The 22,680-nt window shown below is 29.5% G+C and carries 20 protein-coding genes and 1 other annotated feature; of the genes, 16 read left to right on the top strand and 4 right to left on the bottom strand.

What is annotated here, in order from left to right:
* Positions 1–269: 269 nt before the first annotated feature.
* The 9 genes from KDK92_RS14280 (at position 270) to KDK92_RS14320 (ending at position 11,719) form a co-directional block, all read left to right on the top strand.
* A complete protein-coding gene (locus tag KDK92_RS14280; protein WP_250860008.1) occupies positions 270–1,658 on the top strand; it encodes an RNA-guided endonuclease TnpB family protein in 1,389 nt (462 codons plus the stop codon).
* A gap of 573 nt (positions 1,659–2,231) precedes the next feature.
* Positions 2,232–3,566: a DUF512 domain-containing protein gene (locus tag KDK92_RS14285; RefSeq protein ID WP_250860009.1), complete on the top strand. Its 1,335-nt coding sequence runs from the start codon at positions 2,232–2,234 to the stop codon at positions 3,564–3,566.
* A 1-nt stretch (position 3,567) separates the two neighbouring features.
* The gene (gene der, locus KDK92_RS14290) at positions 3,568–4,887 is read left to right on the top strand and encodes a ribosome biogenesis GTPase Der (RefSeq protein WP_250860010.1); all 1,320 of its coding nucleotides are present in this window, start codon (positions 3,568–3,570) and stop codon (positions 4,885–4,887) included.
* Positions 4,887–5,879: an NAD(P)H-dependent glycerol-3-phosphate dehydrogenase gene (locus KDK92_RS14295; protein WP_250860011.1), complete on the top strand. Its 993-nt coding sequence runs from the start codon at positions 4,887–4,889 to the stop codon at positions 5,877–5,879. Before der ends, KDK92_RS14295 begins: the two co-directional genes overlap by 1 nt.
* A 101-nt stretch (positions 5,880–5,980) precedes the next feature.
* Positions 5,981–7,465: a stage IV sporulation protein A gene (spoIVA, locus tag KDK92_RS14300; RefSeq protein WP_250860012.1), complete on the top strand. Its 1,485-nt coding sequence runs from the start codon at positions 5,981–5,983 to the stop codon at positions 7,463–7,465.
* 307 nt (positions 7,466–7,772) lie between these two features.
* Complete coding sequence (gene dhaK, locus KDK92_RS14305; protein WP_250860013.1) at positions 7,773–8,768, top strand: dihydroxyacetone kinase subunit DhaK; 996 nt, start codon at positions 7,773–7,775, stop codon at positions 8,766–8,768.
* 98 nt (positions 8,769–8,866) lie between these two features.
* Positions 8,867–9,499 carry a dihydroxyacetone kinase subunit DhaL gene (dhaL, locus tag KDK92_RS14310; RefSeq protein WP_250860014.1) on the top strand — a complete coding sequence of 211 codons (633 nt, stop codon included), beginning with the start codon at positions 8,867–8,869 and terminating at the stop codon, positions 9,497–9,499.
* A 32-nt stretch (positions 9,500–9,531) separates the two neighbouring features.
* Positions 9,532–9,912, top strand: a complete 381-nt coding sequence (gene dhaM / locus KDK92_RS14315; protein WP_250860015.1) for a dihydroxyacetone kinase phosphoryl donor subunit DhaM — start codon at positions 9,532–9,534, stop codon at positions 9,910–9,912.
* A 442-nt stretch (positions 9,913–10,354) separates the two neighbouring features.
* Positions 10,355–11,719 carry an MATE family efflux transporter gene (locus tag KDK92_RS14320; protein WP_250860016.1) on the top strand — a complete coding sequence of 455 codons (1,365 nt, stop codon included), beginning with the start codon at positions 10,355–10,357 and terminating at the stop codon, positions 11,717–11,719.
* Between the two features lie 155 nt (positions 11,720–11,874).
* Here the strand turns inward: KDK92_RS14320 and KDK92_RS14325 are convergent, their stop codons facing one another.
* Both KDK92_RS14325 and KDK92_RS14330 read right to left on the bottom strand, forming a co-directional pair.
* Positions 11,875–12,069, bottom strand: coding sequence for a hypothetical protein (locus KDK92_RS14325; RefSeq protein ID WP_250860017.1), 195 nt, complete (start codon positions 12,067–12,069; stop codon positions 11,875–11,877).
* Positions 12,070–12,152: 83 nt separating this feature from the next.
* Entirely contained in the window at positions 12,153–12,404 is a 252-nt protein-coding gene (locus KDK92_RS14330; protein ID WP_250860018.1) for a hypothetical protein, read from the bottom strand.
* 403 nt (positions 12,405–12,807) lie between these two features.
* Here KDK92_RS14330 and KDK92_RS14335 point away from each other — a divergent pair, with 403 nt between their 5' ends.
* From KDK92_RS14335 to KDK92_RS14365, 7 genes are all read left to right on the top strand, one after another.
* Positions 12,808–13,434: a GntR family transcriptional regulator gene (locus KDK92_RS14335; RefSeq protein ID WP_250860019.1), complete on the top strand. Its 627-nt coding sequence runs from the start codon at positions 12,808–12,810 to the stop codon at positions 13,432–13,434.
* A 234-nt stretch (positions 13,435–13,668) separates the two neighbouring features.
* The gene (locus KDK92_RS14340) at positions 13,669–14,145 is read left to right on the top strand and encodes an NUDIX hydrolase (RefSeq protein WP_250860020.1); all 477 of its coding nucleotides are present in this window, start codon (positions 13,669–13,671) and stop codon (positions 14,143–14,145) included.
* A gap of 124 nt (positions 14,146–14,269) precedes the next feature.
* Complete coding sequence (locus tag KDK92_RS14345; RefSeq protein ID WP_250860021.1) at positions 14,270–14,707, top strand: hypothetical protein; 438 nt, start codon at positions 14,270–14,272, stop codon at positions 14,705–14,707.
* 115 nt (positions 14,708–14,822) lie between these two features.
* Positions 14,823–15,061 (top strand) — a binding site (T-box leader).
* A gap of 100 nt (positions 15,062–15,161) precedes the next feature.
* Positions 15,162–16,172, top strand: coding sequence for an aspartate--ammonia ligase (gene asnA, locus KDK92_RS14350; RefSeq protein ID WP_250860022.1), 1,011 nt, complete (start codon positions 15,162–15,164; stop codon positions 16,170–16,172).
* Between the two features lie 324 nt (positions 16,173–16,496).
* A complete protein-coding gene (locus KDK92_RS14355) occupies positions 16,497–17,450 on the top strand; it encodes a D-alanine--D-alanine ligase (protein ID WP_338115275.1) in 954 nt (317 codons plus the stop codon).
* Positions 17,451–17,489: 39 nt separating this feature from the next.
* Positions 17,490–18,989 (top strand): aminotransferase-like domain-containing protein, encoded by a 1,500-nt coding sequence (locus tag KDK92_RS14360; protein ID WP_250860024.1) that lies wholly within the window; start codon positions 17,490–17,492, stop codon positions 18,987–18,989.
* Positions 18,990–19,033: 44 nt separating this feature from the next.
* On the top strand, positions 19,034–20,425 hold the full coding sequence (locus KDK92_RS14365) for an MATE family efflux transporter (protein WP_250860542.1): 1,392 nt from the start codon (positions 19,034–19,036) through the stop codon (positions 20,423–20,425).
* 76 nt (positions 20,426–20,501) lie between these two features.
* Here KDK92_RS14365 and KDK92_RS14370 read toward each other — a convergent pair whose 3' ends face one another.
* Together KDK92_RS14370 and KDK92_RS14375 are read right to left on the bottom strand one after the other, a co-directional pair.
* Positions 20,502–21,641, bottom strand: a complete 1,140-nt coding sequence (locus KDK92_RS14370; protein WP_250860025.1) for a GerAB/ArcD/ProY family transporter — start codon at positions 21,639–21,641, stop codon at positions 20,502–20,504.
* 202 nt (positions 21,642–21,843) lie between these two features.
* Entirely contained in the window at positions 21,844–22,659 is an 816-nt protein-coding gene (locus KDK92_RS14375; protein WP_250860026.1) for a MetQ/NlpA family ABC transporter substrate-binding protein, read from the bottom strand.
* Positions 22,660–22,680 lie beyond the last annotated feature (21 nt).

Genomic DNA, 22,680 nt, shown 5'->3' on the forward strand with positions numbered 1-22,680 from the left:
TACATAAAAACTAATTATATTTTAAAGCCTTCATAATCAAAGATAAACGAAATAACTAACTGAACGTTGTTCTTTTTCAACTTTAATTAATAATTCTTTATTGATTTCTATAGAAAGAGTTATCTTGCTCAAATATTGTTTTGACTTACAGACAATATAAATATTATCTCTGAATATTTATATTTTTATTATAATTATGGGAGGAAAGTGTTGTGAAATGGGAATACTATAGATTATGATAAAAATACTCAAAAGTGAGGTATTTAATAGTGGATACTATAGTTAAAACTGTAAAACAACACTCGTTTGAATTAGATGAAGAAACTTTAAAAGAGGTAAGGTTCATAGGAAATCAATTCAAGAATGTTAAGAATTACGTATATTCAAGATATAGCGGTATTAATGGTATTCCACTATTGTCAAACCCAAGACAAATAAGAGATGAATGGACAAAATCAAAATTTGCTCAGCAGTGGAAATTACCTGCTCGTTATTGGAAATTAGCATTAAGTGAAGCTATGACTAATATAAAGTCTGAATGGAGTAATATCAAAAGAAGAATTAAAGAACAATGCAAAGTAAATGATAATTTAACTAAAAAAGATAGACATTATATAAACTATATTCTTAAATCAAATGAATTATATCACAGAATACTTACACATAAATACTATGATGTTCCAAGTAAATTCAAGGATGTTGATTTGAATTTTAAATACTTAAATAACCTTATTAGAAGATATACTAGAAAATATAAAGGTAAGATACCTTATTCTTATAAGTTAACTACTTTTTCAGTAGACACAGGTTTATATTCATATATAGATGATGGTATAAATATAACCTGTACTAAAAAAGGTAAGCGATTACCTATTAGATTAACCGATAGTAATAAATATGATAGAACTTTAATAATCAAAGTAACCGAAAATAAAATAGAAATTCATATTCCTTTGAAAATTAAAACTAAATATCACAAAGATTATAATAATATAATAGGAATAGATAAGGGATATAAGTATTTATTTGCAGTATCAAGTGGTAGGGTTTATGGTGAAAATCTAAATGATTATTTAAGCAAAGAAACTGAAAGGTTGAATGAAATTAATACTAAAAGAAATAGGTTCTATGCGTTGTATAATCAACATATAGAACAAGGGAATGTTAAAAAGGCTAATAGTATATTACAAAATAACTTAGGAAAAGTAAAATATAATTATAATAAATTAAAGCATAATGAAGCAGTTAAATCTTATATAAACCAGTCATTAAACAAATTGATAGACACAGAAAAGCCAAAAGAAATAGTTATGGAACAACTGGACTTTGTTAATTGGAATGGAAGATATCCTAAATCTGTCAGGCGAAAGATTTCAAGATGGATAAAGGGATACATAAGAGAAAGACTAGAATATAAATGTGATTATAATAATATAAAATATATTTATATCAATCCTGCTTATACAAGTAAGGTTTGTAATAAATGTAGTAGTTTTGGAATAAGAAAAGGTGATGTGTTTACTTGTCCTAAATGTGGAGAAATTCATGCGGATTTAAATGCTAGTATTAATATTTTAGATAGAAAAGATGATAAAGAAATTAGTTTATATACAAACTATAAAAAGGTTAAAAAGATTTTAGAGAATAGAGCTATATAAGATAGAAATTACAAAGAATATTTAATCACAAATATATGTACCTCATAGAAATATGAAGCATGTATTTTATCAGAAATGAGGGTTGAATACATCTATAATTATAAAACTTTAAAATACGGTTGTGGGAGATTTATTCATATGAATAAATGCACTGGCTCAACCCAGGCTTTAAACTATCACTAAGATAGAATAAGTGCGAATTATCTAATTTGAGTACATTTGTACATATTTTTAGAACCAGATATTAGTATATGTATAGGAGTAATTATAGGTAATATATAATGAAGGTATTAAATGAATCATAAAAGTATCTAACTCCATATAAAGATGAAATAATATCTATATTATTAGATATAGGAATAAATTAGTTACATCATATAGTAGAAAGTAATGGTGAAAAAATTGATGCAAATCGTATAATATAGTGACGCTGGTACATATTTCATTGACTAAATATGTGCTTTGTTGTATTATTACAAAGGATAGGTATTATCTTTTATCATTCACTATGTTTGTGTTATTTGGTATATAAGTTTTTACAAAAATACTAACAAGGTGATAATGGGAGGAAATATGATTAACATCATTGAAAAAGTTAAAATTAATAGTATAGCTGAAGAAGTAGGTATTGAATGTGGAGATAAACTACTTTCTATAAATGGAAATAAAATAAAAGATATTATAGATTATAGATTTCATATTGCTGATGAATATTTAGAATTAGAAATTGAAAAAAAAGATGAAGAAATATGGGAAATTGAAATTGAAAAAGATTATGGCGAAGAGCTTGGAATAGAGTTTGAACAAGGAATTCTTGATAAAGCAAGGAGCTGTAGTAATAAATGTTTATTTTGTTTTATAGACCAGCTTCCAGAGGGAATGAGAGAAACACTGTATTTTAAGGATGATGACTCAAGATTATCATTTTTACAGGGGAATTTCATAACACTTACAAATATGAATGATGAAGAAATAGATAGGATTATAAAGTATAAAATTAGTCCTATAAATATTTCAGTTCACACTACCAATCCAGAATTAAGAGTTAAGATGCTTAGCAATAAAAATGCTGGAAAATTGTACGAAAGAATGCAAAGGATGGCTGAAGCAGGTATAAAAATGGCTTGTCAAATTGTTTTGTGTCCTGGTGTTAATGATGGAAAAGAATTAGAGAGAACTGTTAAGGATCTTTATAAGCTTTATCCTATGGTAGAAGATTTAGCTGTGGTACCTATTGGTATAACAAAATATAGAGAACACTTGACGAAAGTTGAGATATTTAATAGGGTAAGTGCAAGTGCACAGTTAGAAAATATAAAAAAGTTACAAGATAAGTTTAATGAGGAAATCGGAAGTCCTTTTGTGAGGCTTGCCGATGAGTTTTATGTTATGGCTAACTATGAAGTGCCAGAAACCGATTTTTATAACGGATTTGATCAGTTGGAAGATGGGATAGGTATGTTAAGAATGTTTAGAAATAACATAGAAAATAGTGTTGAAGAACTTACAAAAGATCAAAGTGGAGTGTTTACTTTTGCAACAGGGGTTTCTTCTTATAAAGAAATTAAAAAAGCTACTGATCTTATGATGAGCAGGAATAAAAATATTGAAATTAGAGTTGAAAAAATTGTAAATGAGTTCTTTGGTGAAACAATAACGGTTACAGGACTGCTAACCGGGCAAGATATAGTTAAACAGCTAAAAGAAAAAGATCTTGGCGATTTTATCATTTTACCTGATAATGTTATAAAACGCGGGTATGAGCTTGGTGAAGGTGTAGATAAATTACTTCTTGATGATTACACTGTAGATAGAATTGAAGAAGAACTTGGGAAAAAAATTATAATAGTTGATTATACTGGTGAAGACTTAATTCACCTTTTGAATAAGGCAATGAAGGAGCGATAATATGGGTAGAAAATTTGTGGCAGTTGTAGGTAGACCGAATGTTGGGAAATCTACTTTATTTAATAAATTAGCAGGTAAGAGAATTGCTATTGTTGATGATAAACCAGGAGTAACTAGAGATAGAATTTATGCTAAAGCAGAATGGTTACAGCATGAATTTACTTTAATTGATACTGGTGGTATAGAACCAAAGGCGGATGATATTATTTTAGCACAAATGAGAAGGCAAGCACTTATTGCTATCGAAACTTGTGACGTTATAATGTTTGTTGTTGATGGTAAATTAGGAATGACTGATGCTGATAACGAAGTAGCGTTGATGCTTAGAAAATCGGGTAAACCAGTTGTTCTTGTGGTTAACAAGCTTGAAAAAAGATCAGAAGAAGCAAATCTTTATGAATTCTATAATTTAGGATTAGGTACTCCAATACCTATATCAGCGACACAAGCGCTTGGACTTGGAGATATGCTTGATGAGGTTGTTGCTCATTTTGATGATGTAGCAGAAGAAGATGAAGATGAAAATGTGGTAAGAGTTGCATTTATGGGTAAACCAAATGTAGGAAAATCTTCACTAATAAACAGACTTATTGGGGAAGAAAGAAATATAGTAAGTAGTATCCCTGGTACTACAAGAGATGCTGTTGACTCATATTTAGAAACAGAAGAAGGTCAGTTTATATTAATTGACACTGCTGGTATAAGAAGAAAATCAAAAATTAAAGAAGTAATTGAAAGATATAGTGTAATCAGAAGTTTTGCAGCAATAGAAAAAGCTGATGTATGTGTTTTAATGATTGATGCAACAGAAGGAGTAACCGACCAAGATGAAAAAATTATAGGTTTTGCTCATGAACAAAGTAAAGCACTTATGGTTATCGTAAATAAATGGGATCTTATAGAGAAAGACAATAATACTTTTGAAAAATTTAAGAAAGATATTCAACAAGATCTTAAATTTGCTCCATATGTTAAGTTTTTATTTATTTCAGCTTTGACTGGGCAAAGAGCTAACAAAGTAATGAAGGTAGTTAAGGAATGTTATGAAAGTTATAATAAGAGAATATCAACTGGTGTGATTAATGAGGTAGTTTCTCAGGCGGTTCTAATGAATGAACCACCAATTGTTTCAAATAATAGATTAAAGATTTATTATGCTACTCAAGTAGCAACAAAGCCACCTACGTTTGTATTTTTCGTTAATAATCCTCAACTTTTACATTTCTCATACAGAAGATATCTTGAGAATCAATTAAGAAATGCTTTTGGTTTTGAAGGAACTGGAATTAAGCTGATTTTTAGGGAAAGGAAAGATAGTTAATGAAAAAAATTGCTTTTATAGGTGGAGGCAGCTTCGGTACGGCACTTTCAATGGTATTAGGAGATAAGGGATATGAAATTACTATTTGGGATAGAAAAGAAGAAGTTGTAGAAGAAATCAATAAAAGTAGTAAAAATTCCTTATATCTAAAAGAATGTAAGTTACCTGAAAAGGTAAAAGCAACTTTGAAAATAGAAGAAGCGCTAAAAGATGCTGAAATGGTTGTAATTGCAGTACCATCACATGCTGTCAGGAGTGTATGTAAGAATATAAGTAATTATATTGCTAATGGTACTATAATCACCAGTGTGGCAAAAGGGATTGAACAAGGCTCTCTAAAGAGAATGTCTGAAATAATAGATGAGGAAGTACCACAGAGTATTTCCGTAATTCTATCTGGACCTAGTCATGCGGAAGAGGTTGCATTGAAAATGCCAACAACATTAGTGGTAACTTCAAAAAATAGGGAAACAGCTCTTATGGTGCAAGATATATTTATGACACCAAATTTGAGAATATACACTAATGATGATATTATCGGTGTTGAGGTTGGAGGAGCTGTAAAAAATATAATAGCTTTCTCAGCAGGTGTGTTAGATGGTATGGGATATGGAGATAATGCAAAGGCTGCATTGATGACTAGAGGAATGAGTGAGATTGTTCGTGTAGGAGAGAAGCTTGGAGGGAAACAGGAAACATTCTATGGATTGACTGGAATGGGTGATTTGATAGTTACTTGTACTAGTATGCATAGTAGAAATAGAAGAGCTGGTATACTCCTTGCAAAAGGATACTCAGAACAAGAAGCATGTAATGAAATAGGTATGGTTGTTGAAGGAATAAAGGCATGTAGAGCATTTCATGAACTTAGTGAGAAGATGAATGTGAGTATGCCAATAACTAATTGTTTATATAGAGTACTTGAGGGGAAATTGAAACCTGAAGAAGCTACTACAGAACTTATGACAAGAGAAAAGAAAAGCGAATTTTAATAAAAAGCACGCAGCGCGTGCTTTTTTTAATTTGTTGGTATAAAAGATGAACAACCTCAATATATATATAATGTTAATATGTATAAAAAGGAGGGTATATCTTGGAGAACTTTGATATATATAAGGATATAGCTGAAAGAACCCAAGGTGATATTTATGTTGGTGTTGTAGGACCTGTTAGAACAGGTAAATCAACATTTATTAAGAGATTCATGGATCTTATGGTAATACCAAACATACAAAATGTTCATAAGGCTGAAAGAGCGAAAGACGAGTTGCCACAAAGCGCATCTGGGAAAATGATTCATACTACTGAACCAAAGTTCGTGCCAAATGAGGCTATTGATATTTCGATAGCTAACGAGATTAAATTGAAAGTGAGAATGGTTGACTGTGTAGGTTATATTGTTAAAAATGCACTTGGCTATCTCGAAGGAAACAAACCTAAGATGGTTCATACTCCATGGTATGATTATGAGATACCATTTGAGGAAGCGGCAGAAATAGGAACTAAAAAGGTAATTAATGAACATTCAACAATAGGAGTACTTATGACTACTGATGGTAGTGTAACTGGTATTCATAGAGATGAGTATCTTGAGGCTGAAGAGAGAGTTGTTAATGAACTTAAGGCAATCAATAAACCATTTATTATTATCTTGAACAGTAGAGAGCCTGATTCACCTGAAACTCAAGATTTAAGAAAAGAAATGGAAGCTACGTATAACATACCTGTTGAAGCAATGGACGTAATGAATATGGGTGAAGCTCAGATAAAAGACATATTTGAAAAAATATTAAAAGAATTCCCTATTAAAGAAATAAGCATAAATATTCCTGAATGGATTGATATGCTTGAACCTGACAATTGGATGAAGATGAAATTTGTAAATATTGTAAAGGGAATGGCTGGAGATATTTTAAAAGTTAGAGATGTTAGAAGCAATCTGGAAAATGCTAATTCCATGGAAAGTGATGTTATGGAAGCATTTGTGATTGATGAAATTAATATGGGTGAAGGTACAGCAGTTGTTGATATTAAGCCTAAGAAAGGATTGTTCTATAGTCTTTTAGGAGATATGACAGGGCATGAGATTAAATGTGATTATGATTTGTTCACATTATTAAAAGACTTCCATAAAGCTAAAGTGAAATTTGATAAGGTTGCAGAAGCATTGAAGAGTGCAGAGGAAACAGGATATGGTATGGTACCACCTCAATTATGTGAAATGAAGTTGGAAAATCCAGAACAATATAGACAAGGAAATAGATTTGGGGTTAAGTTGAAGGCTAGTGCACCATCTTTGCATATGATTAAGGCTGATATTCAAACAGAAATAGCTCCTCTAATCGGAAGTGAAAAAGAAAGCGAAGATATGTTAAAATCTATGCTCGAAAAGATTGATGATGAACCTGATACAATTTGGAAGAGCAATATGTTTGGTAAGTCATTAGAAGTTTTGGTTAAAGAAGGGCTTCAGAAGAAGTTATTCAAGATGCCAGAAGATGTTCAATTTAAGATCCAAAAAACATTAGAAAAAATTATCAACGAGGGTAATGGTGGATTAATCTGTATTATATTATAATAATTTGAAAAATTTTAATATGATATTTATAATAAAAGAGCTATATATAAGCTCTTTTATTATTTTGCATAAAATTGGTTATAAACATTTATATATACTGATGTAGACTAATGGGATTATTAAGAAAAACAGAAAGAAGAGACATAGTTGTAGAGATTCGTATCAAGGTAAAATAAAAAAGTAAATTAAGGTTATATAATAAAGTTTACTTAATATAATTAAGTAAGCTTTTAATTAAGTTAGAATTTTTTTCATTTAATGAAATTAAAATTTGTAATATAAAAAACTATAATTGGAGGTAATAATTATGAAAAAGATTATTAATAATCCTGAAAATGTTGTAAATGAAATGTTAGAAGGTATGGTAAAAGCACATCCTGATTTCATTGAGAGAGTAGAAGGTTTTAATGTACTTATTAGAAAAGAAAAAAATAATAGGAAAGTAGCATTAGTTAGTGGTGGCGGAAGTGGACATGAACCTTCACATGGAGGATTTGTTGGATACGGTATGTTGGATGGAGCTATAGCTGGAGATGTATTTACTTCACCAACACCAGATCAAGTTTTTGAGGCAATTAAGAATGTTGACTGTGGGAAAGGGGTATTATTAATAATTAAAAACTACACTGGTGATGTAATGAATTTTCAAATGGCTGCTGAGTTAGCTGATATGGAGAATATCAAAGTAGAGAGTGTTGTTATGAATGATGATGTGGCAGTTGAGAATAGCACATATACTACAGGTAGAAGGGGAATAGCTGGGACTATATTCTTGCACAAGATTGCAGGAGCTGCTGCAGAAAGAGGAATGGAATTAAAGGAAGTAAAGCGTATTGCTGAGAAAGTTATTTCAAATGTTAGATCTATGGGAATGTCTTTAACACCTTGTACTGTACCAGCAGCAGGTAAGCCTGGGTTCGAATTAGGGGAAAATGAGATAGAGGTTGGATTAGGTATTCATGGTGAGCCAGGAACTCATAAAGATAAAATTATGCCAGCAAAAGATATAGTTAAGCATCTTATGGAAAAAATATTAAATGATTATTCCGTTTCAAAAGATGAAGAGGTTGCAGTATTGATTAATGGACTCGGTGGAACTCCACTTATGGAATTATACATTATTAATGATGAGGTTAATAGTATATTAGGTAATAAGGATATAAATATAGTCAAGACATATGTTGGAAATTACATGACTTCACTAGAAATGGCGGGATTTTCAATATCAATTCTGAAGCTTGATGATGAACTTAAAGAACTTTTAGGAGATAAAGCGAATACTTTGGCATTTAAACAGTTCTAAGGGATAGGACAAGAGTATAAAACTCATAAGATTATTATCTTTAAAGCTATGGACATGCTTTAGTATTGGATAAAATCAGAAACCAACGAGGTGATTCCATGAAAAGTAATAAAAAATTGATAGAAATTTTAAGGAATATTTCAAAAGTAATTCAAGAAAACAAACAGTTTTTAACTGATCTTGATGCGGCTATTGGAGATGGCGATCATGGGTTGAATATGAGCAAAGGGTTTAAAGCTTTTGATGAAAAAGTATTAACGTTAGTAGAGAAAGATTGTGGTTCAATACTCAAGACGCTTGCCATGACGCTCATATCTACTGTAGGAGGAGCATCGGGTCCATTATATGGAACTGCATTTTTGAAGGCTTCAATAGTAGTCAATGGGAAAATGAATTTAGATAATGAAGATATTTTAAAAATGTTTGAAGAAATGATTGGTGGAATAAAGATGCGTGGAAAGGGGGAAAGAGGGGAAAAGACTATGCTGGATTCAATTATACCTGCATACGATTCTCTGAAAGAATCCTTTGGTAGTGGTAAAGATGTAGTACAAGCATTTAGGACTGCTACTGAACAAGCATTTGAAGGTGTGGAGTTCACGAAAACAATAAAGGCAACAAAAGGAAGAGCAAGCTATTTAGGAGATAGAAGTATAGGGCATCAAGATCCAGGAGCAACATCAAGTTATTTAATGATAAATGCAGTTTATGAAACACTTAAAAAGTTATAATAAAAGAAGAAATAATGAGAGGAACTGATTTTATGGTTGGATTAGTAATAGTATCACATAGTTATAAAATTGCTGAAGGTGTGGTAGAACTATGTAGTCAAATCGCTTCTAATGAAGTTTCTATCGTATCAGCTGGAGGTACATCTGATGGCGAAATAGGAACAAGCCCTATTAAAATTTTAAATGCTATAAAAGAAGCAGATACAGGTGATGGAGTAATTATCATATATGATTTAGGAAGCGCATTGATGAATGCTGAGATGGCAGTGGAGATGGTTGCGGTAGAAATAGAACAAAATACAAATGTGATTATTGCTGAAGCACCAATTGTTGAAGGCAGTATTGTTGCAGCAGTGGAAGCTAATATTGGTACAAATATAGGGGAAATTATAACAAAATTAAAAGATATATAAAGGCAGTGTATAAATTTTATATAAAATCATAATCATTAAGCAAAGATTAAGAAGGGAAAATCATATTAATTTGATTTTCCTCTTTTTATTCTATAGGAAACTATAAATTATTGAAACTACGGATAATTTTTTTGGTTGAAGAAATTTTCAAATGAAAGTGTATTTATAGAGTGAAAAATATAGCTTTTCACGCATATGAGAGACATCCATTTTGGCGTACATGATTAATTATGTATTGTTCTTGTATAACAAATTTGAGTTATATCATGATATAATTACAATGTAAAAAATCAGGAATTCAATTTTATTGCTAATAAATCTATTTTTTGTTACAATATAGTTGCAAATAAAACTATTAGTGAATCGAAATATATTTATTTTATGAGTAAATATAGAATAAACGGACATTGATAAAAAAGCTAAATAAGAGGAGTAGATTTACATGAATAGTAGAGCTGAAATGCTAGGAAATGGGAAAATAAGCAAGGTTTTATTAAAACTTTCTTTACCAGCTACTGTAGGAATGATTGTTAATGCTTTATATAATGTTGTGGATGCTTTCTTTGTTGGAAGGTATGTTTCACAAGAAGCCTTAGGAGCGTTAACTGTAGCTATGCCAATACAGATGATTATAATGGCTTTTGCCCTTATGATTGGAATAGGAGCGGCTTCTTCTCTGTCTAGGAGTCTAGGAGCAAAAGAAATAGAGAAGGCAGATCATGTTGTAGGAAATGCAATAATATCTATTTTAGTAGTCAGTATTGTAATTAGTGGGGTTGGTTTAATATTTTTGGATCAACTAATGAATGCTTTTGGTGCTACAGGTGATATAATTGGTTATGCAAAAGAGTACACTTTTATAATTTTAATAGGAACATTGTATTATCCATTCGTAGTGGCCTGCAATAACCTTATAAGAGCTGAAGGTAATGCAATGGACTCAATGATGATTATGATAATAGGAACAGGTCTTAATTTAATACTAGATCCAATTTTTATTGGAGTCTTAAACATGGGAATTAAGGGAGCAGCATTTGCAACAATAATATCTCAATTTGCTTCATTATTATATATTTTTAGATATTACTTTAAAGGTAATAGTTCAGTAAAACTAAGAAAAAAACACTTTAAAGTTGATTTTAGTATAATCACTGAAATTTGTACTGTTGGATTCTCATCATTTATGAGGAATTTCTTAGCTAGTGGAATAGCAATATTAGTAAATAACATGTTAAAGGAATTTGGTGGTTCAGATGCATTAAGTATATATGGTGCAGTTAATAGAATAACTATGTTTTTATTTATGCCTATATTTGGGGTTATTCAAGGGATGCAACCAATTGCTGGATTTAACTATGGAGCAAAGAAATATGATAGGGTACTTGAAGTGGTTAAAATTACAACAATTGTAACTATAATTATAGCTACTGTTGGTGTTGTAATTGGTGAAATATTCGCAGAGCCAATTGTAGGAGCTTTTTTCAGTAATAAAGCTCTTGTAGGAGATGCGGCTATGGTACTTAGAATATTAATTTGCGTAATACCAATAGTTGGTATTCAAATCGTCGGGGGATCATTATATCAATCCATTGGAAAGGCATTACCATCATTTGTAATAACAATGTTAAGACAAGTAATAATATTTATACCTTTATTATTAATCTTGCCAATGGTAATGGAAGATAGATTATTGGCTGTGTGGATAACATATCCATTATCAGATTTGCTATCAACACTAATAACAAGTATTTTAATAATGGCTGAATTAAGAAAAATAAGAAGATTACATGAAGAAACTATACTTTAGAGAAAACAATATAATGATAAAATTAAATCTTTATTAAATGAACACGAAGAAAAAATATTTTTGAGCATATCTTGGTGTTTAGCCAAATAAATATAAAGGGAAAAGCCGTGAAAAATTTTTCACGGCTTTTCCCTTTATATTAGCGATACATCAAATTAATGCTTTAATTGTATATCCCCTATTGAAAAATCTATATATTTAAAACTCTCTCTAATGTGATCTTCGTTCTGTAGTGTTATAAAATGTTTTGAAATGTATATGATTTTTCCTTTGAAACTTTTACTAAATGATCTAGGTTTATTAATTGAAATTTCAATTTGTTGTTGCAATTTAAAATCAATAGAATTCATCTTTTGAACCTCCTATCCAAGTATTGATATTACTAATTTGTTTTTTGAATGTGTCTAAATGTAATATATCAATACGGAATAATCTATTTATCCTTTAAAATGTTTAAAGGTAACTCCCCATTTATGTCAACTATTTTTATTTCGTCTGTTTTCATCCAACTTATCTCGCCATTTTCATCACAAACTGCAACCATAGGAATTACTCCCTCGTCAGCTTTAGGAACTCTATTTACCATATAAGTTGCTGGCTTTGAAGTTTTGTATGCTGCAAAACCTGTTCCTATTAATATAAAATTTTTATCAGTAGTTATTTGTTTAACAATTGTCAACATCATATTCAACCCCTTTAGTAATGCGCTGCTAAGTATTATTAGTTTGAATTACTTTTATCAGTCTAAGCGATTATAATTAAATAACTACAACCCAATTTATCATTACATAGAAACAATTTTTTTAATATTAAAAGTTGTCTCTTTTCAATTATAACATATTTAATAATAATTGTAAAAATATTTCTACAAAATTATTTTTTTTACAAAATATGCATAATGAAGGTTGTGCGGAAGGTGAGCATAGGTTTCACTAGGGAAGCACGTAAAACGTGCCTTTTTATTCCTAGTAAATACCTTATTTAAATATACAAAAAAGTTATTATTAACTATATTTTTGATGAATATATCACTAAACATGGTATAATAAAATAAAATTTTATTATTAATTGGTTTGGAGGAATAATGCATGGGCCAACGAATTGAAATGCCCAGATATATAAAAATTGCAGTAGATGTGGCGGTGCGAATACACAAAGGTGATTTACCTGAAGGTGTTAAATTGAGAGGTAGATCTATTTTAGCAAGTGAATATAATGTTTCACCAGAAACTATACGAAAATCAATGAAGTTACTTGATGATACAGGTGTTGTAAAAGTAAATAAAGGAAGTGGAGTTATTGTAAAGTCAAAAGAAAAAGCATTAGACTTTATTAATGGTTTTAAAGATAAAGAAAGTATTGGAATGATTAGAAGTAATATTAAAAATCTACTACAACAAAGAAAAGATATAGAAAAAGAAATTAATGAATTAAATGAAAAAGTAATAGATTATTCATATAGATTCAAAAACTCAAATTTAATCGATCATGTAGAAATAGAAATACCTGAATCATCTCATATAATAAATATAAGTATAGGTGAAAGTAGATTTTGGCACAATACAGGTGCCACAATTTTAGGGGTTAAAAGAGAAGATAAAGTTTATATTTCACCTGGTCCTTATTGGGAATTCAAAGAAAAAGATATTCTTTTAGTAGTAGGTGATGAAGGTGTATTGGATAGAATAAAAAAGTACCTAAATGATACTAATTAACTAAATAACAAAAAAAGAGCGTTTCACGCGCTTCACTAGAATAAAAAAGCATCAATTATAAAATTATAATTGATGTTTTTTTATATTTTTATTGGTTTAGGTTAAAGTTGAAAAAGAAAAATAATGAAAACTCTAGCATGATTAGATATTTATATTATTTTATGATATATTATTAATAATATTAGAGGAAATAAAAAGTAAATACATAAAATATATGGATAGAGAGGGATAAAGATGAATAACTCAATTGATATGAAACTGGGAACATTGTGTTATATTGAGAAAGATGAAAAAATACTACTTTTAAAGAGAAATAAAAAGGAAAATGATGTTCATGAAGGAAAATGGATTGGATTAGGTGGAAAGATTGAACAAGGAGAATCTCCTGCAGAATGCATTATCAGAGAAGTTAAAGAGGAAAGTGGTTTAAATATTATGAATCCTAAATTAAGAGGAATCCTAACTTTTCCTCAATTTAAAGATAATATTGATTGGTATGTATTTTTATATACTGCAAATGAATTTACTGGTGACTTGATTGATTCTCCAGAAGGGCATTTGGAATGGATTGATAAGGATAAAGTTTTGAAAATGCCCACTTGGGAAGGCGATTTAGTTTTTTTAAATATGTTATTAAAAGATGAAAAAAATTTTGAAATAAAGTTTGAATATAATAATGAAGGAAAACTTGACTCGTATACCATTTATTAAATCTTATGTGTACGGTTAAAGAATAAAGAATTGTAGATAATAACTATGAATAAACTTTTTATGTAGTCAAGCCTGCACATTTTATTAGTGTATAGGTATAAATGAAAGTTTTTGGAGGAAATAAATGATTGATTTAAATTCTATCAATGGAAAATGGAATATTGTTGAAAGTACTGATGAGTGTTATTTAAAGGAGATAGATAGAAGATTAAATATCAACTTTAAAATAAAAAAAAGGTCATTACTAGAAGTTAGAAATATTAAGAAAAAGGAAGTAAAAAAGTACAGTAAAAAAATTAAGAACAGGAATGGGATGTTATGCATAAATAGAAAGATTCTTTTTTTTACACTGCCAATTAAACTTTGTATTATTGGATATGATGAGAGCTCAGAATGGTTAATAATTGCTAGAGTAAATTCTATTTTAAATCAATTACAAATAGATGTATTAAGCAGAAAAAATGAATTAAGTAGCGATGACATATATGCAATTAGAAAAAAAATCAGTAGTATTGATAATGTAGCGGGATATTTGAAGTATCTTAAAAATGTGAATTGTTGATAATGTGAAAGTTAAGAAATGAAATAATTCAAAATAACTTAATTTATTAAAAAAATAGTTGACAATATGAAATTAATTAGATATAATTAATTCATAAATTTTATTGAATTAAAGTAATAAAACGTTGATAAGGAGAGTACTTATAAACAGAAATTACAGCGAGTCGGTGATAGTGGGAGATCGATATGGAGTTTATAAAGAAGAACACCTTTGAGTTTCAATCTGAAATGATTTATCAGAGTAGGTGATGACGGGGGCTGACCGTTATATCAGATAGGTATCGAAATAATTCTGTACCGAAAAGAAAATTTTGCTAATTAAGGTGGCATATCGAATAATACTTTCGTCCTTATATATTTATAGGACGGGAGTTTTTTTATTACAATTTTTCAAATAGGATTATTTTAAATTAAAATATAAAAAGCGTTTTAAATTACAGAGGAGGAATAATATTATGAGTAAATTAATGTTACCAAAAGGATACGAATCAAAACTTAATCTTAGAGAGACAGAAGTTGCTATTAAAAAAATTAAAGATCATTTCGAAAGGATGTTAGCTGAAAAATTGAATCTTACAAGAGTTTCAGCACCATTATTTGTATTTCCTGAAACAGGACTTAATGATAATTTAAATGGGGTTGAGAGAGCTGTAAGTTTTGACATAAAAGATATTCAAGGTCAATCAGCAGAGATAGTCCATTCTTTAGCTAAGTGGAAACGACTTGCACTATATAGATATGGATTTGAATGTGGTTCAGGTTTATATACTGATATGAACGCTATAAGAAGAGATGAAGAATTAGATAATTTACATTCTTTATATGTGGATCAGTGGGATTGGGAAAAAATACTTTCTAGAGAAGACCGTACGTTAGGAAAACTAAAACAAATCGTTAGAGATATTTATGAAGTTTTTAAGAAAACAGGAGAATATATTTGTAGCGAATACATTGAGTTGAAACTTGATTTACCAGAAGAAATCACATTTATTACAAGTCAAGAATTAGAAGATATGTATGAAGGATTAAGTTCAAAAGAAAGAGAAGATGCAATATGTAAAGAAAAAGGGGCAGTATTTATTATTGGGATCGGAGGAGAATTAAAATCAGGAGAGGCACATGATGGCCGTTCACCTGATTATGATGATTGGACTTTAAATGGTGATATATTATTTTGGAATCCAGTATTGGATAGAGCTTTTGAGTTATCCTCTATGGGTATAAGAGTAGATAAAGAGAGTTTATTAAAGCAACTGGAGATAAGAGATTGTTTAGATAGAAGTGACTTTTCATTTCACAAGATGATTTTAGAAGAAGAATTACCATTGACTGTGGGAGGTGGAATAGGGCAGTCTAGGATATGTATGTATTTCTTAAATAAAGCTCATATAGGAGAAGTACAAGCTGCATTGTGGCCACAGGAAATGATTGATAAGTGTACAGAGCATGGAATAGAATTACTATAATTAATAGAGGAGGGTTCTCAAGTGAAGACTTGTGAGCCCTCCTTCCACGTATAAGTAAAATTTGTGAGTATGTGGATATTTATTTTATGGTAATATTTGAATAATATAGTACTATAACTAAAAAGCAAAGATAAGAGAATAGAGGGTAAAGATTAAATTAGGTTATTTTTCTTTTGAATTTTTTGAATAAAATAATTTCTAATATAAGAAATCTATAATGAGGTGGAGAGTGTGAAAAATAATATGCTAGGTAGTTATGGTAGTATAGATGGTACATTTACTCAAGAAGAAAATGGATATATTAAAAAATCCTATCAAAAGAAGATTAGGGTAGGGGTAATAATGGGTGGAGTATCTAGTGAAAGAGAAGTCTCTTTAATGACAGGTAGGGAGATTATTAAACACATTAATAAAGAAAAATACTTTATAGAAGAGATAATAATAGATACTAAATATGAGGTTTTTGAAAAAGTGAAGAATATTGATTTAGCTTTTATAGCATTACATGGTGAATTTGGTGAAGATGGAACAATACAAGGTGCACTTGAGGTAATGGGAATACCTTATACTGGATCTGGGGTGCTGAGTAGTGCTTTATGTATGAATAAACAACTAAGTAAAAATATTATGAATGATGTAGGGATACTCACGCCTAAGTGGATAGAAATTGAAGGAATAGCAAAGAGAATTGGAGAAAATGAAGAGCTGATAATAGGTAATGAGGAGCTGTTGAGATTATTAGATAGACTACAAAAATTTAATATTAATGTACCATTTGTGATAAAGCCAGCTACAGGTGGATCAAGCCTTGGTGTTACCATAATCAATGAGATTAATCATATAAAAGATGGGATAATTAAAGCATTAAAGTTAGATGAACATGTGATAATAGAGGAATATGTGGAGGGAGTTGAAATAACGGTTCCAATTCTAGATGGAGAGGTACTTCCAATTATTAAAATTGAATCTACTGATGGTTGGTTTGATTACGTAAACAAATATAAGAGTGATAAAACAATAGAACATGTTATAAATTTACCTAGAAAGTTAGATGAGAAAATTAAAAATATTTCGAAAAAATGTTGGGAAAAGTTTAAATTAGAGGTTTATGGTAGAATAGATATAATCGTTAAAAACGAGGATGTATATGTTTTAGAAATAAATACCCTACCTGGATTAACTGAAAAGAGCTTATTTCCTATAAGTGTAAAAGGAATGGGAAGTTCATATGAAGAACTTTTAGATAAGATCATTCAGGTTTCACTTTTGAAAGGGTAATGTGTTAAATAATAATAATAAAATTCTAGGAGGAAAAAAATGTTTTTCATTCAATTTAAAGAGAATAAAAAAAAGTATATTCAATTATCTGACTATATAAAAAATATGATAGAGAATGGGAGTCTAACAGCAGGGAGTAAACTTCCATCAACAAGGGAATTGAGTGAAGAATTAAAAATAGGAAGAAGTACTGTTTTAAAAAGTTATGAGATACTAGAGGTGGAAGAATATATATTTACTATTAAAGGGAAAGGAACATTTATTAATGAATTAAAAATCAAGTATAATAAGAATAGAGAGTTCACAAATAGTTCTCTTATTAACTGGGAAGAGCACATGAATAAATATGCTAAAAGAGCTGTTGAGTTAGATATTATGAAATGGGATAGTCAATATAAGAAGGGAATGATATCATTTAAATCAATAGCTCCTGATGGGGATACATTTGATATTGATGGGTTTAAGAGAGCTTTTTATAATAGGTTATCTCTTGAAGGAAGTAACTTACTGAATTATGGATATGCAAAGGGGTATAAGCCTTTAACAGAGTGGTTGTTGAAGTATATGGTAGATAAAGGAGTTAATATAGAAGGAAAAGATATACTTATAACTAATGGGTTTACTGAAGGGCTAAATATCGTATTGTCTGCAATATGTGAAAGTGGAGATAAGGTATTATGTGAAAATCCAACACATAATACAGCAATAAAGATTTTAAAGATGAGAGAAGTTAATCTCATTGGGATTAATATAAAAAGCAGAGAAGGAATAGATATAAAGGAACTTAAAGAACTTATAGAAAACAATGATATAAAGGCTGTATTTTTAATACCTTCATATCATAATCCAACTGGGCTTGTGATGACTTACGAGAAACGAGAAGAAATATATTCTATATTATCAGAAAATAATATACCCATTATTGAAGATTGGTTTGCAGAAGAGTTGAATTATAGTGGTGATCATGTGAAATCCATTACGGCAATTGGAGGAAGTAATAATAATGTTATCAATATAGGAAGTTTTTCAAAGATTCTTTTTCCAGGAATGAGAATTGGATGGGTATTTGGAGATAAATCATTAATCGATGCTTTAGAGAGTATAAAAAGGGGATTAAATATTCATACCTCATTTATAGATCAGGGGATATTATATGAGTATTTAGAGAGTGAGCAGTTTCCTCAATTCATTAAGAGAATTAGAAGAAGGTATAAGCTTAAGTATGAGCTTATGAAAGAAATGATTGAAGAAAATATTAAGTATGAACATCTTTTGGGAGATGGGGGATTATATATGTATGTAATACTTCCCTCAAAAATTAAAGTAAGGGCATTATTAAAAAGATGTATAAAGAGGGGTGTTATTTTTACATGTGGGGATGTTTTTAGTGTTTCCAATGAAGATAGTGATGGAGTAATATCAAATAAATATAATTATGAGAATGGATTAAGATTAGGGTTTTCAAAACTAAAGAATAGTGAAATAAAGAAAGGAATAAGAATAATCGGAGAGGAAATTAAGGAGATGCTTAATGAATAAAACATTGACATTTTACTTGGTATAATGTGTAATGTTTTTTGGAGGTGTTTAAAATTAATAGTAAGGATTTAGAAGTTTTAGAAAAGCCTATTAAAAGTGTTTATTATAAATATCTTATTCCGGCAGTGTTAAGTATGATGTCATTTGCATTCATAGTATTCTTTGATACTATGATAATAGGACAAGGAGTAGGGGAAAAAGGATTAGCGGCTCTGAATATTGTTATACCTGTATACAATCTTTTTGCTTCATTAGGTTTAATGATTGGGTTTGGTGGTGGTGCAGCTCTATCAATATGTAAGGGAAAGAAGGATTATGAAGGGGCAAATACATTCTTTACAGTTGTTCTTACATTGACCATAAGTTTTGGAGTAATCATAAGCATAATAGCAACAGTATTTACTGACCCAATATGTACTATACTTGGGTCTAATGAAATGTTAGAACCCTATGTGAAAGAGTATCTTAGGGTGTTGATACTATTTGCCCCTTCATTTATAACTGTTGGAGCACTGAATGTAATTGCAAGAAATGATAATGCTCCGAAGGTGGCAATGATATCTATGACTATAAATGCAGTTTTGAACATAGGATTAGATGTACTCTTTGTTTTAGTATTTAAGTGGGGAATGACAGGAGCTATTTGGGCAACCAGTATGGCTAGTATAGTTAGTTTAATCATCATGTCCACTTATTTTATTAAAAATAGTTCACTTAAATACAATATAAATTTATTTAGTGTTAAAAACAGTATTAGAGTATTTAAAAATGGTATGGCAATATTTATACTAGAATTTTCAAATGGAATTGTAATAATACTATTTAATAATGTGATTATTTCTCTCATCAGTGAATCAGGTGTAGCTACTTTCAGTATAATTACTAATGTTGTTCTTGTATTTATTGCTATATTAGATGGGATGACACATGCAGCACAACCAATAATTAGTGTAAATTATGGAGCTGGAAAGATTGATAGAATAAAGACACTTATAAAACATGGTATTGTTATAATCGGGAGTTTTGGTGTTATATTTTATATATTGAGTTATGTATTTTCAAGGGATATCGTAGAAGCTTTTGGAAGTAATAATGAAGAATTTATTGTATATACAATACGAAGTATGCGGATATATTTTATTATGATAATATTTAGTGGAATAAATATGTTTGCAATTGGAATATTTCAATCAATGGAGAAAAGAAAAATATCAGGGGTTATTTCTTTGATGAAGGGAATAGGACTTGTTACAATATTTATTCAAATTATTCCTAGAATATTAGGTGAGGATGGATTATGGCTAGTTGTTCCAGCGGCGGAATTCATAACGTTATTATTTTCAAGTATAATGATAGTACTCTTATTAAGAAAGAGTAACTGTGAAAGTAACAATAATAAAATTACTAATTGTACGAAAAACTCTGAAGTTAAATAGAGCATAAACAACATAAATTGACTTTATTAACAAACTAAAAAACTCCTGTTTCTAGGAAGTTTTCAGTTTGTTAATACTACGTTGGGTTTTGATTTTTGTTCTGTATTGATTCCTTGATTAAACATGTAAATAAAGTTAAAATAGGCACAACAATTTGCAAGGGTAAATGTATATACTTAATTACAAAATCAAGTCCAATATCTAGGTGATGTAAATAGTTTTTAGCCATAATTAGTGATGAAAATAACATTATTATCCCAATAAAACATGATACAATTTCTATGTTTTTTAACTTTATTTTTTTGAATTTAAAATCTTTAATATTTGTTATTTGTATTGTTCCAATAACTGCTACATACATAAAGAGAGTCACCTTAAAAAAGCCACCTATCATTAATAAAAGTACAAATAACACATCTAATCGCGTTAAAAAATCTTTTAAGTCTATGCGTTGAACAACATCAAATAAGGGGCAGAGAGCCTTGGTTGCCTGTGGAACCCCTAATACAACTATTAATAACATAGTACTTAAGGATAATATAATACCCTCAAAAACAATAGATAGTATAGCTACCTTTCTGATTTTTTTACCATTTGAAACAAAAGGATAAATCATAGTGAATAATATTGTTTCACCATAAGGAAAGCTTATAAGAGGCCATCCTTTTTTTATGACACTCACAATACCATCTTGTAAAATAGGTCTAAGATTAGATGAATCCATGACATTTCCCATTAATAGTAAAAGTACCCATATTAATAAGGGCACAAAAATTATAAGTATAAAGAAAAGTTGGGCAGTACCTGCAATAGTTTTAAGTCCTTTATTTACGCTGAAAATCACCACTACAATAAAAAGAATTCCAATATAAATCATGGGAGTCATACTTAACTGAGTGATTTTTGTAATTTCTAAAAAATCTCTGATATTTCTTGCTCCTATATAAGCAAAATAAGATAAATATATTACACTTAATATATTTCCTAATATTTTGCCATATATTTTCGGTAGATAAGTAACCAAAGTATCTTGAGGATACTTATAATATAATGTTGTATAAATTAATTGAAGAATGATACCACCTAATGAATATAACAGCATAGCTATCCATGCATCCTGCTTAGTGTCAGCTCCTAAATAGAAAAGAATAGCAGTACCATAGGGGAGTAAAACCATTAAGATGAATAATTGATATAAGTTTATTTTAGGTTTCATAAAGTTTAATCCTTTTATATTTCTACATACTTTACACATTTATGTATTAATACACATTTATCTATTAATACATATTTTGTACTTAAATCAGTTAATTATGTGAAAGTTAAGTGGTTCCATAAGAAAAATTGCCATCATTACTAGAGTACTCATAATGGTGGCAATTTTATTTATTAAATAAAGGACTTGTATATTAAAGGGTTTAGAAAGCAGGAATTATTGCACCTTCATATTTTTCTTCAATAAATTTCTTAATCTCATCACTCTGTAAAGCTTTAATAAGCTTTTTAATCATTTCATTGTTTTTATTTTTTTCAAGGACAGTTATTATATTAGCATAAGGTGACTCTTTTCCTTCAATTAAAAGTGCATCCTCAGTTGGGTTTAAATTAGCATCAAGGGCATAATTAGTATTTATTACAGCTAGAACTACATCATTAAGAGTTCTTGGAAGCATAGCGGCTTCAATTTCAGTAAACTCTAGATTATGAGGATTTTCAGCAATATCATTTTTATAATATGCGGACAAATTTGTAGGATCGTTTAAAGTAATTATGCCGTTATTATGAAGAAGAATAAGAGCCCTTCCATGGTTAGTTGGATCATTTGGTAAAGTTACAGTTGCACCATTAGGAATATCTTTTATGTCAGATATTTTTTTAGAATATACTCCTAAAGGTTCTACGTGGATACTACCTGCACTAATAAGGGGATATCCTTTATCTTTTGCGAAAGAATCCATGTATGGTATGTGTTGGAAGAAGTTTGCTAAGATTTCTTCATCATTTAAAGCATCATTAGGTTTAACATAATCGTTAAATTCAATTATTTGTAATTCGAATCCTTCTTTTTTTAGTAAGGGTTTAACTTGATTCAAAATTTCTGCATGAGGAACAGGAGTAGCACCTATTTTTAAAACATTGTCCTCTCCAGCATTTTTTGATGCACCACATGAAGAAAAAGTGAAAATTGAAAGTAAAGTAAATAAAGTTAATAGTACAGTTGTATATTTTTTCATATAAATATCTCCTCGTTTTTT

Source organism: Oceanirhabdus seepicola (assembly GCF_023684385.1).
In the GTDB taxonomy this organism is placed as follows: Bacteria; Bacillota; Clostridia; order Clostridiales; family Clostridiaceae; genus Oceanirhabdus; species Oceanirhabdus seepicola.

Bases quoted from the DNA above. Each gene is read 5' to 3' on its own strand.
- dhaL (WP_250860014.1), top strand. From the start codon at position 8,867: ATGAAAAGTAATAAAAAATTGATAGAAATTTTAAGGAATATTTCAAAA.
- der (WP_250860010.1), top strand. From the start codon at position 3,568: ATGGGTAGAAAATTTGTGGCAGTTGTAGGTAGACCGAATGTTGGGAAA.
- KDK92_RS14325 (WP_250860017.1), bottom strand. From the start codon at position 12,069: ATGAATTCTATTGATTTTAAATTGCAACAACAAATTGAAATTTCAATT.
- KDK92_RS14295 (WP_250860011.1), top strand. From the start codon at position 4,887: ATGAAAAAAATTGCTTTTATAGGTGGAGGCAGCTTCGGTACGGCACTT.
- dhaM (WP_250860015.1), top strand. From the start codon at position 9,532: ATGGTTGGATTAGTAATAGTATCACATAGTTATAAAATTGCTGAAGGT.
- KDK92_RS14340 (WP_250860020.1), top strand. From the start codon at position 13,669: ATGAATAACTCAATTGATATGAAACTGGGAACATTGTGTTATATTGAG.
- KDK92_RS14375 (WP_250860026.1), bottom strand. From the start codon at position 22,659: ATGAAAAAATATACAACTGTACTATTAACTTTATTTACTTTACTTTCA.
- dhaK (WP_250860013.1), top strand. From the start codon at position 7,773: ATGAAAAAGATTATTAATAATCCTGAAAATGTTGTAAATGAAATGTTA.
- KDK92_RS14330 (WP_250860018.1), bottom strand. From the start codon at position 12,404: ATGATGTTGACAATTGTTAAACAAATAACTACTGATAAAAATTTTATA.
- KDK92_RS14335 (WP_250860019.1), top strand. From the start codon at position 12,808: ATGGGCCAACGAATTGAAATGCCCAGATATATAAAAATTGCAGTAGAT.
- KDK92_RS14285 (WP_250860009.1), top strand. From the start codon at position 2,232: ATGATTAACATCATTGAAAAAGTTAAAATTAATAGTATAGCTGAAGAA.
- KDK92_RS14345 (WP_250860021.1), top strand. From the start codon at position 14,270: ATGATTGATTTAAATTCTATCAATGGAAAATGGAATATTGTTGAAAGT.
- KDK92_RS14370 (WP_250860025.1), bottom strand. From the start codon at position 21,641: ATGAAACCTAAAATAAACTTATATCAATTATTCATCTTAATGGTTTTA.
- KDK92_RS14360 (WP_250860024.1), top strand. From the start codon at position 17,490: ATGTTTTTCATTCAATTTAAAGAGAATAAAAAAAAGTATATTCAATTA.
- asnA (WP_250860022.1), top strand. From the start codon at position 15,162: ATGAGTAAATTAATGTTACCAAAAGGATACGAATCAAAACTTAATCTT.
- KDK92_RS14320 (WP_250860016.1), top strand. From the start codon at position 10,355: ATGAATAGTAGAGCTGAAATGCTAGGAAATGGGAAAATAAGCAAGGTT.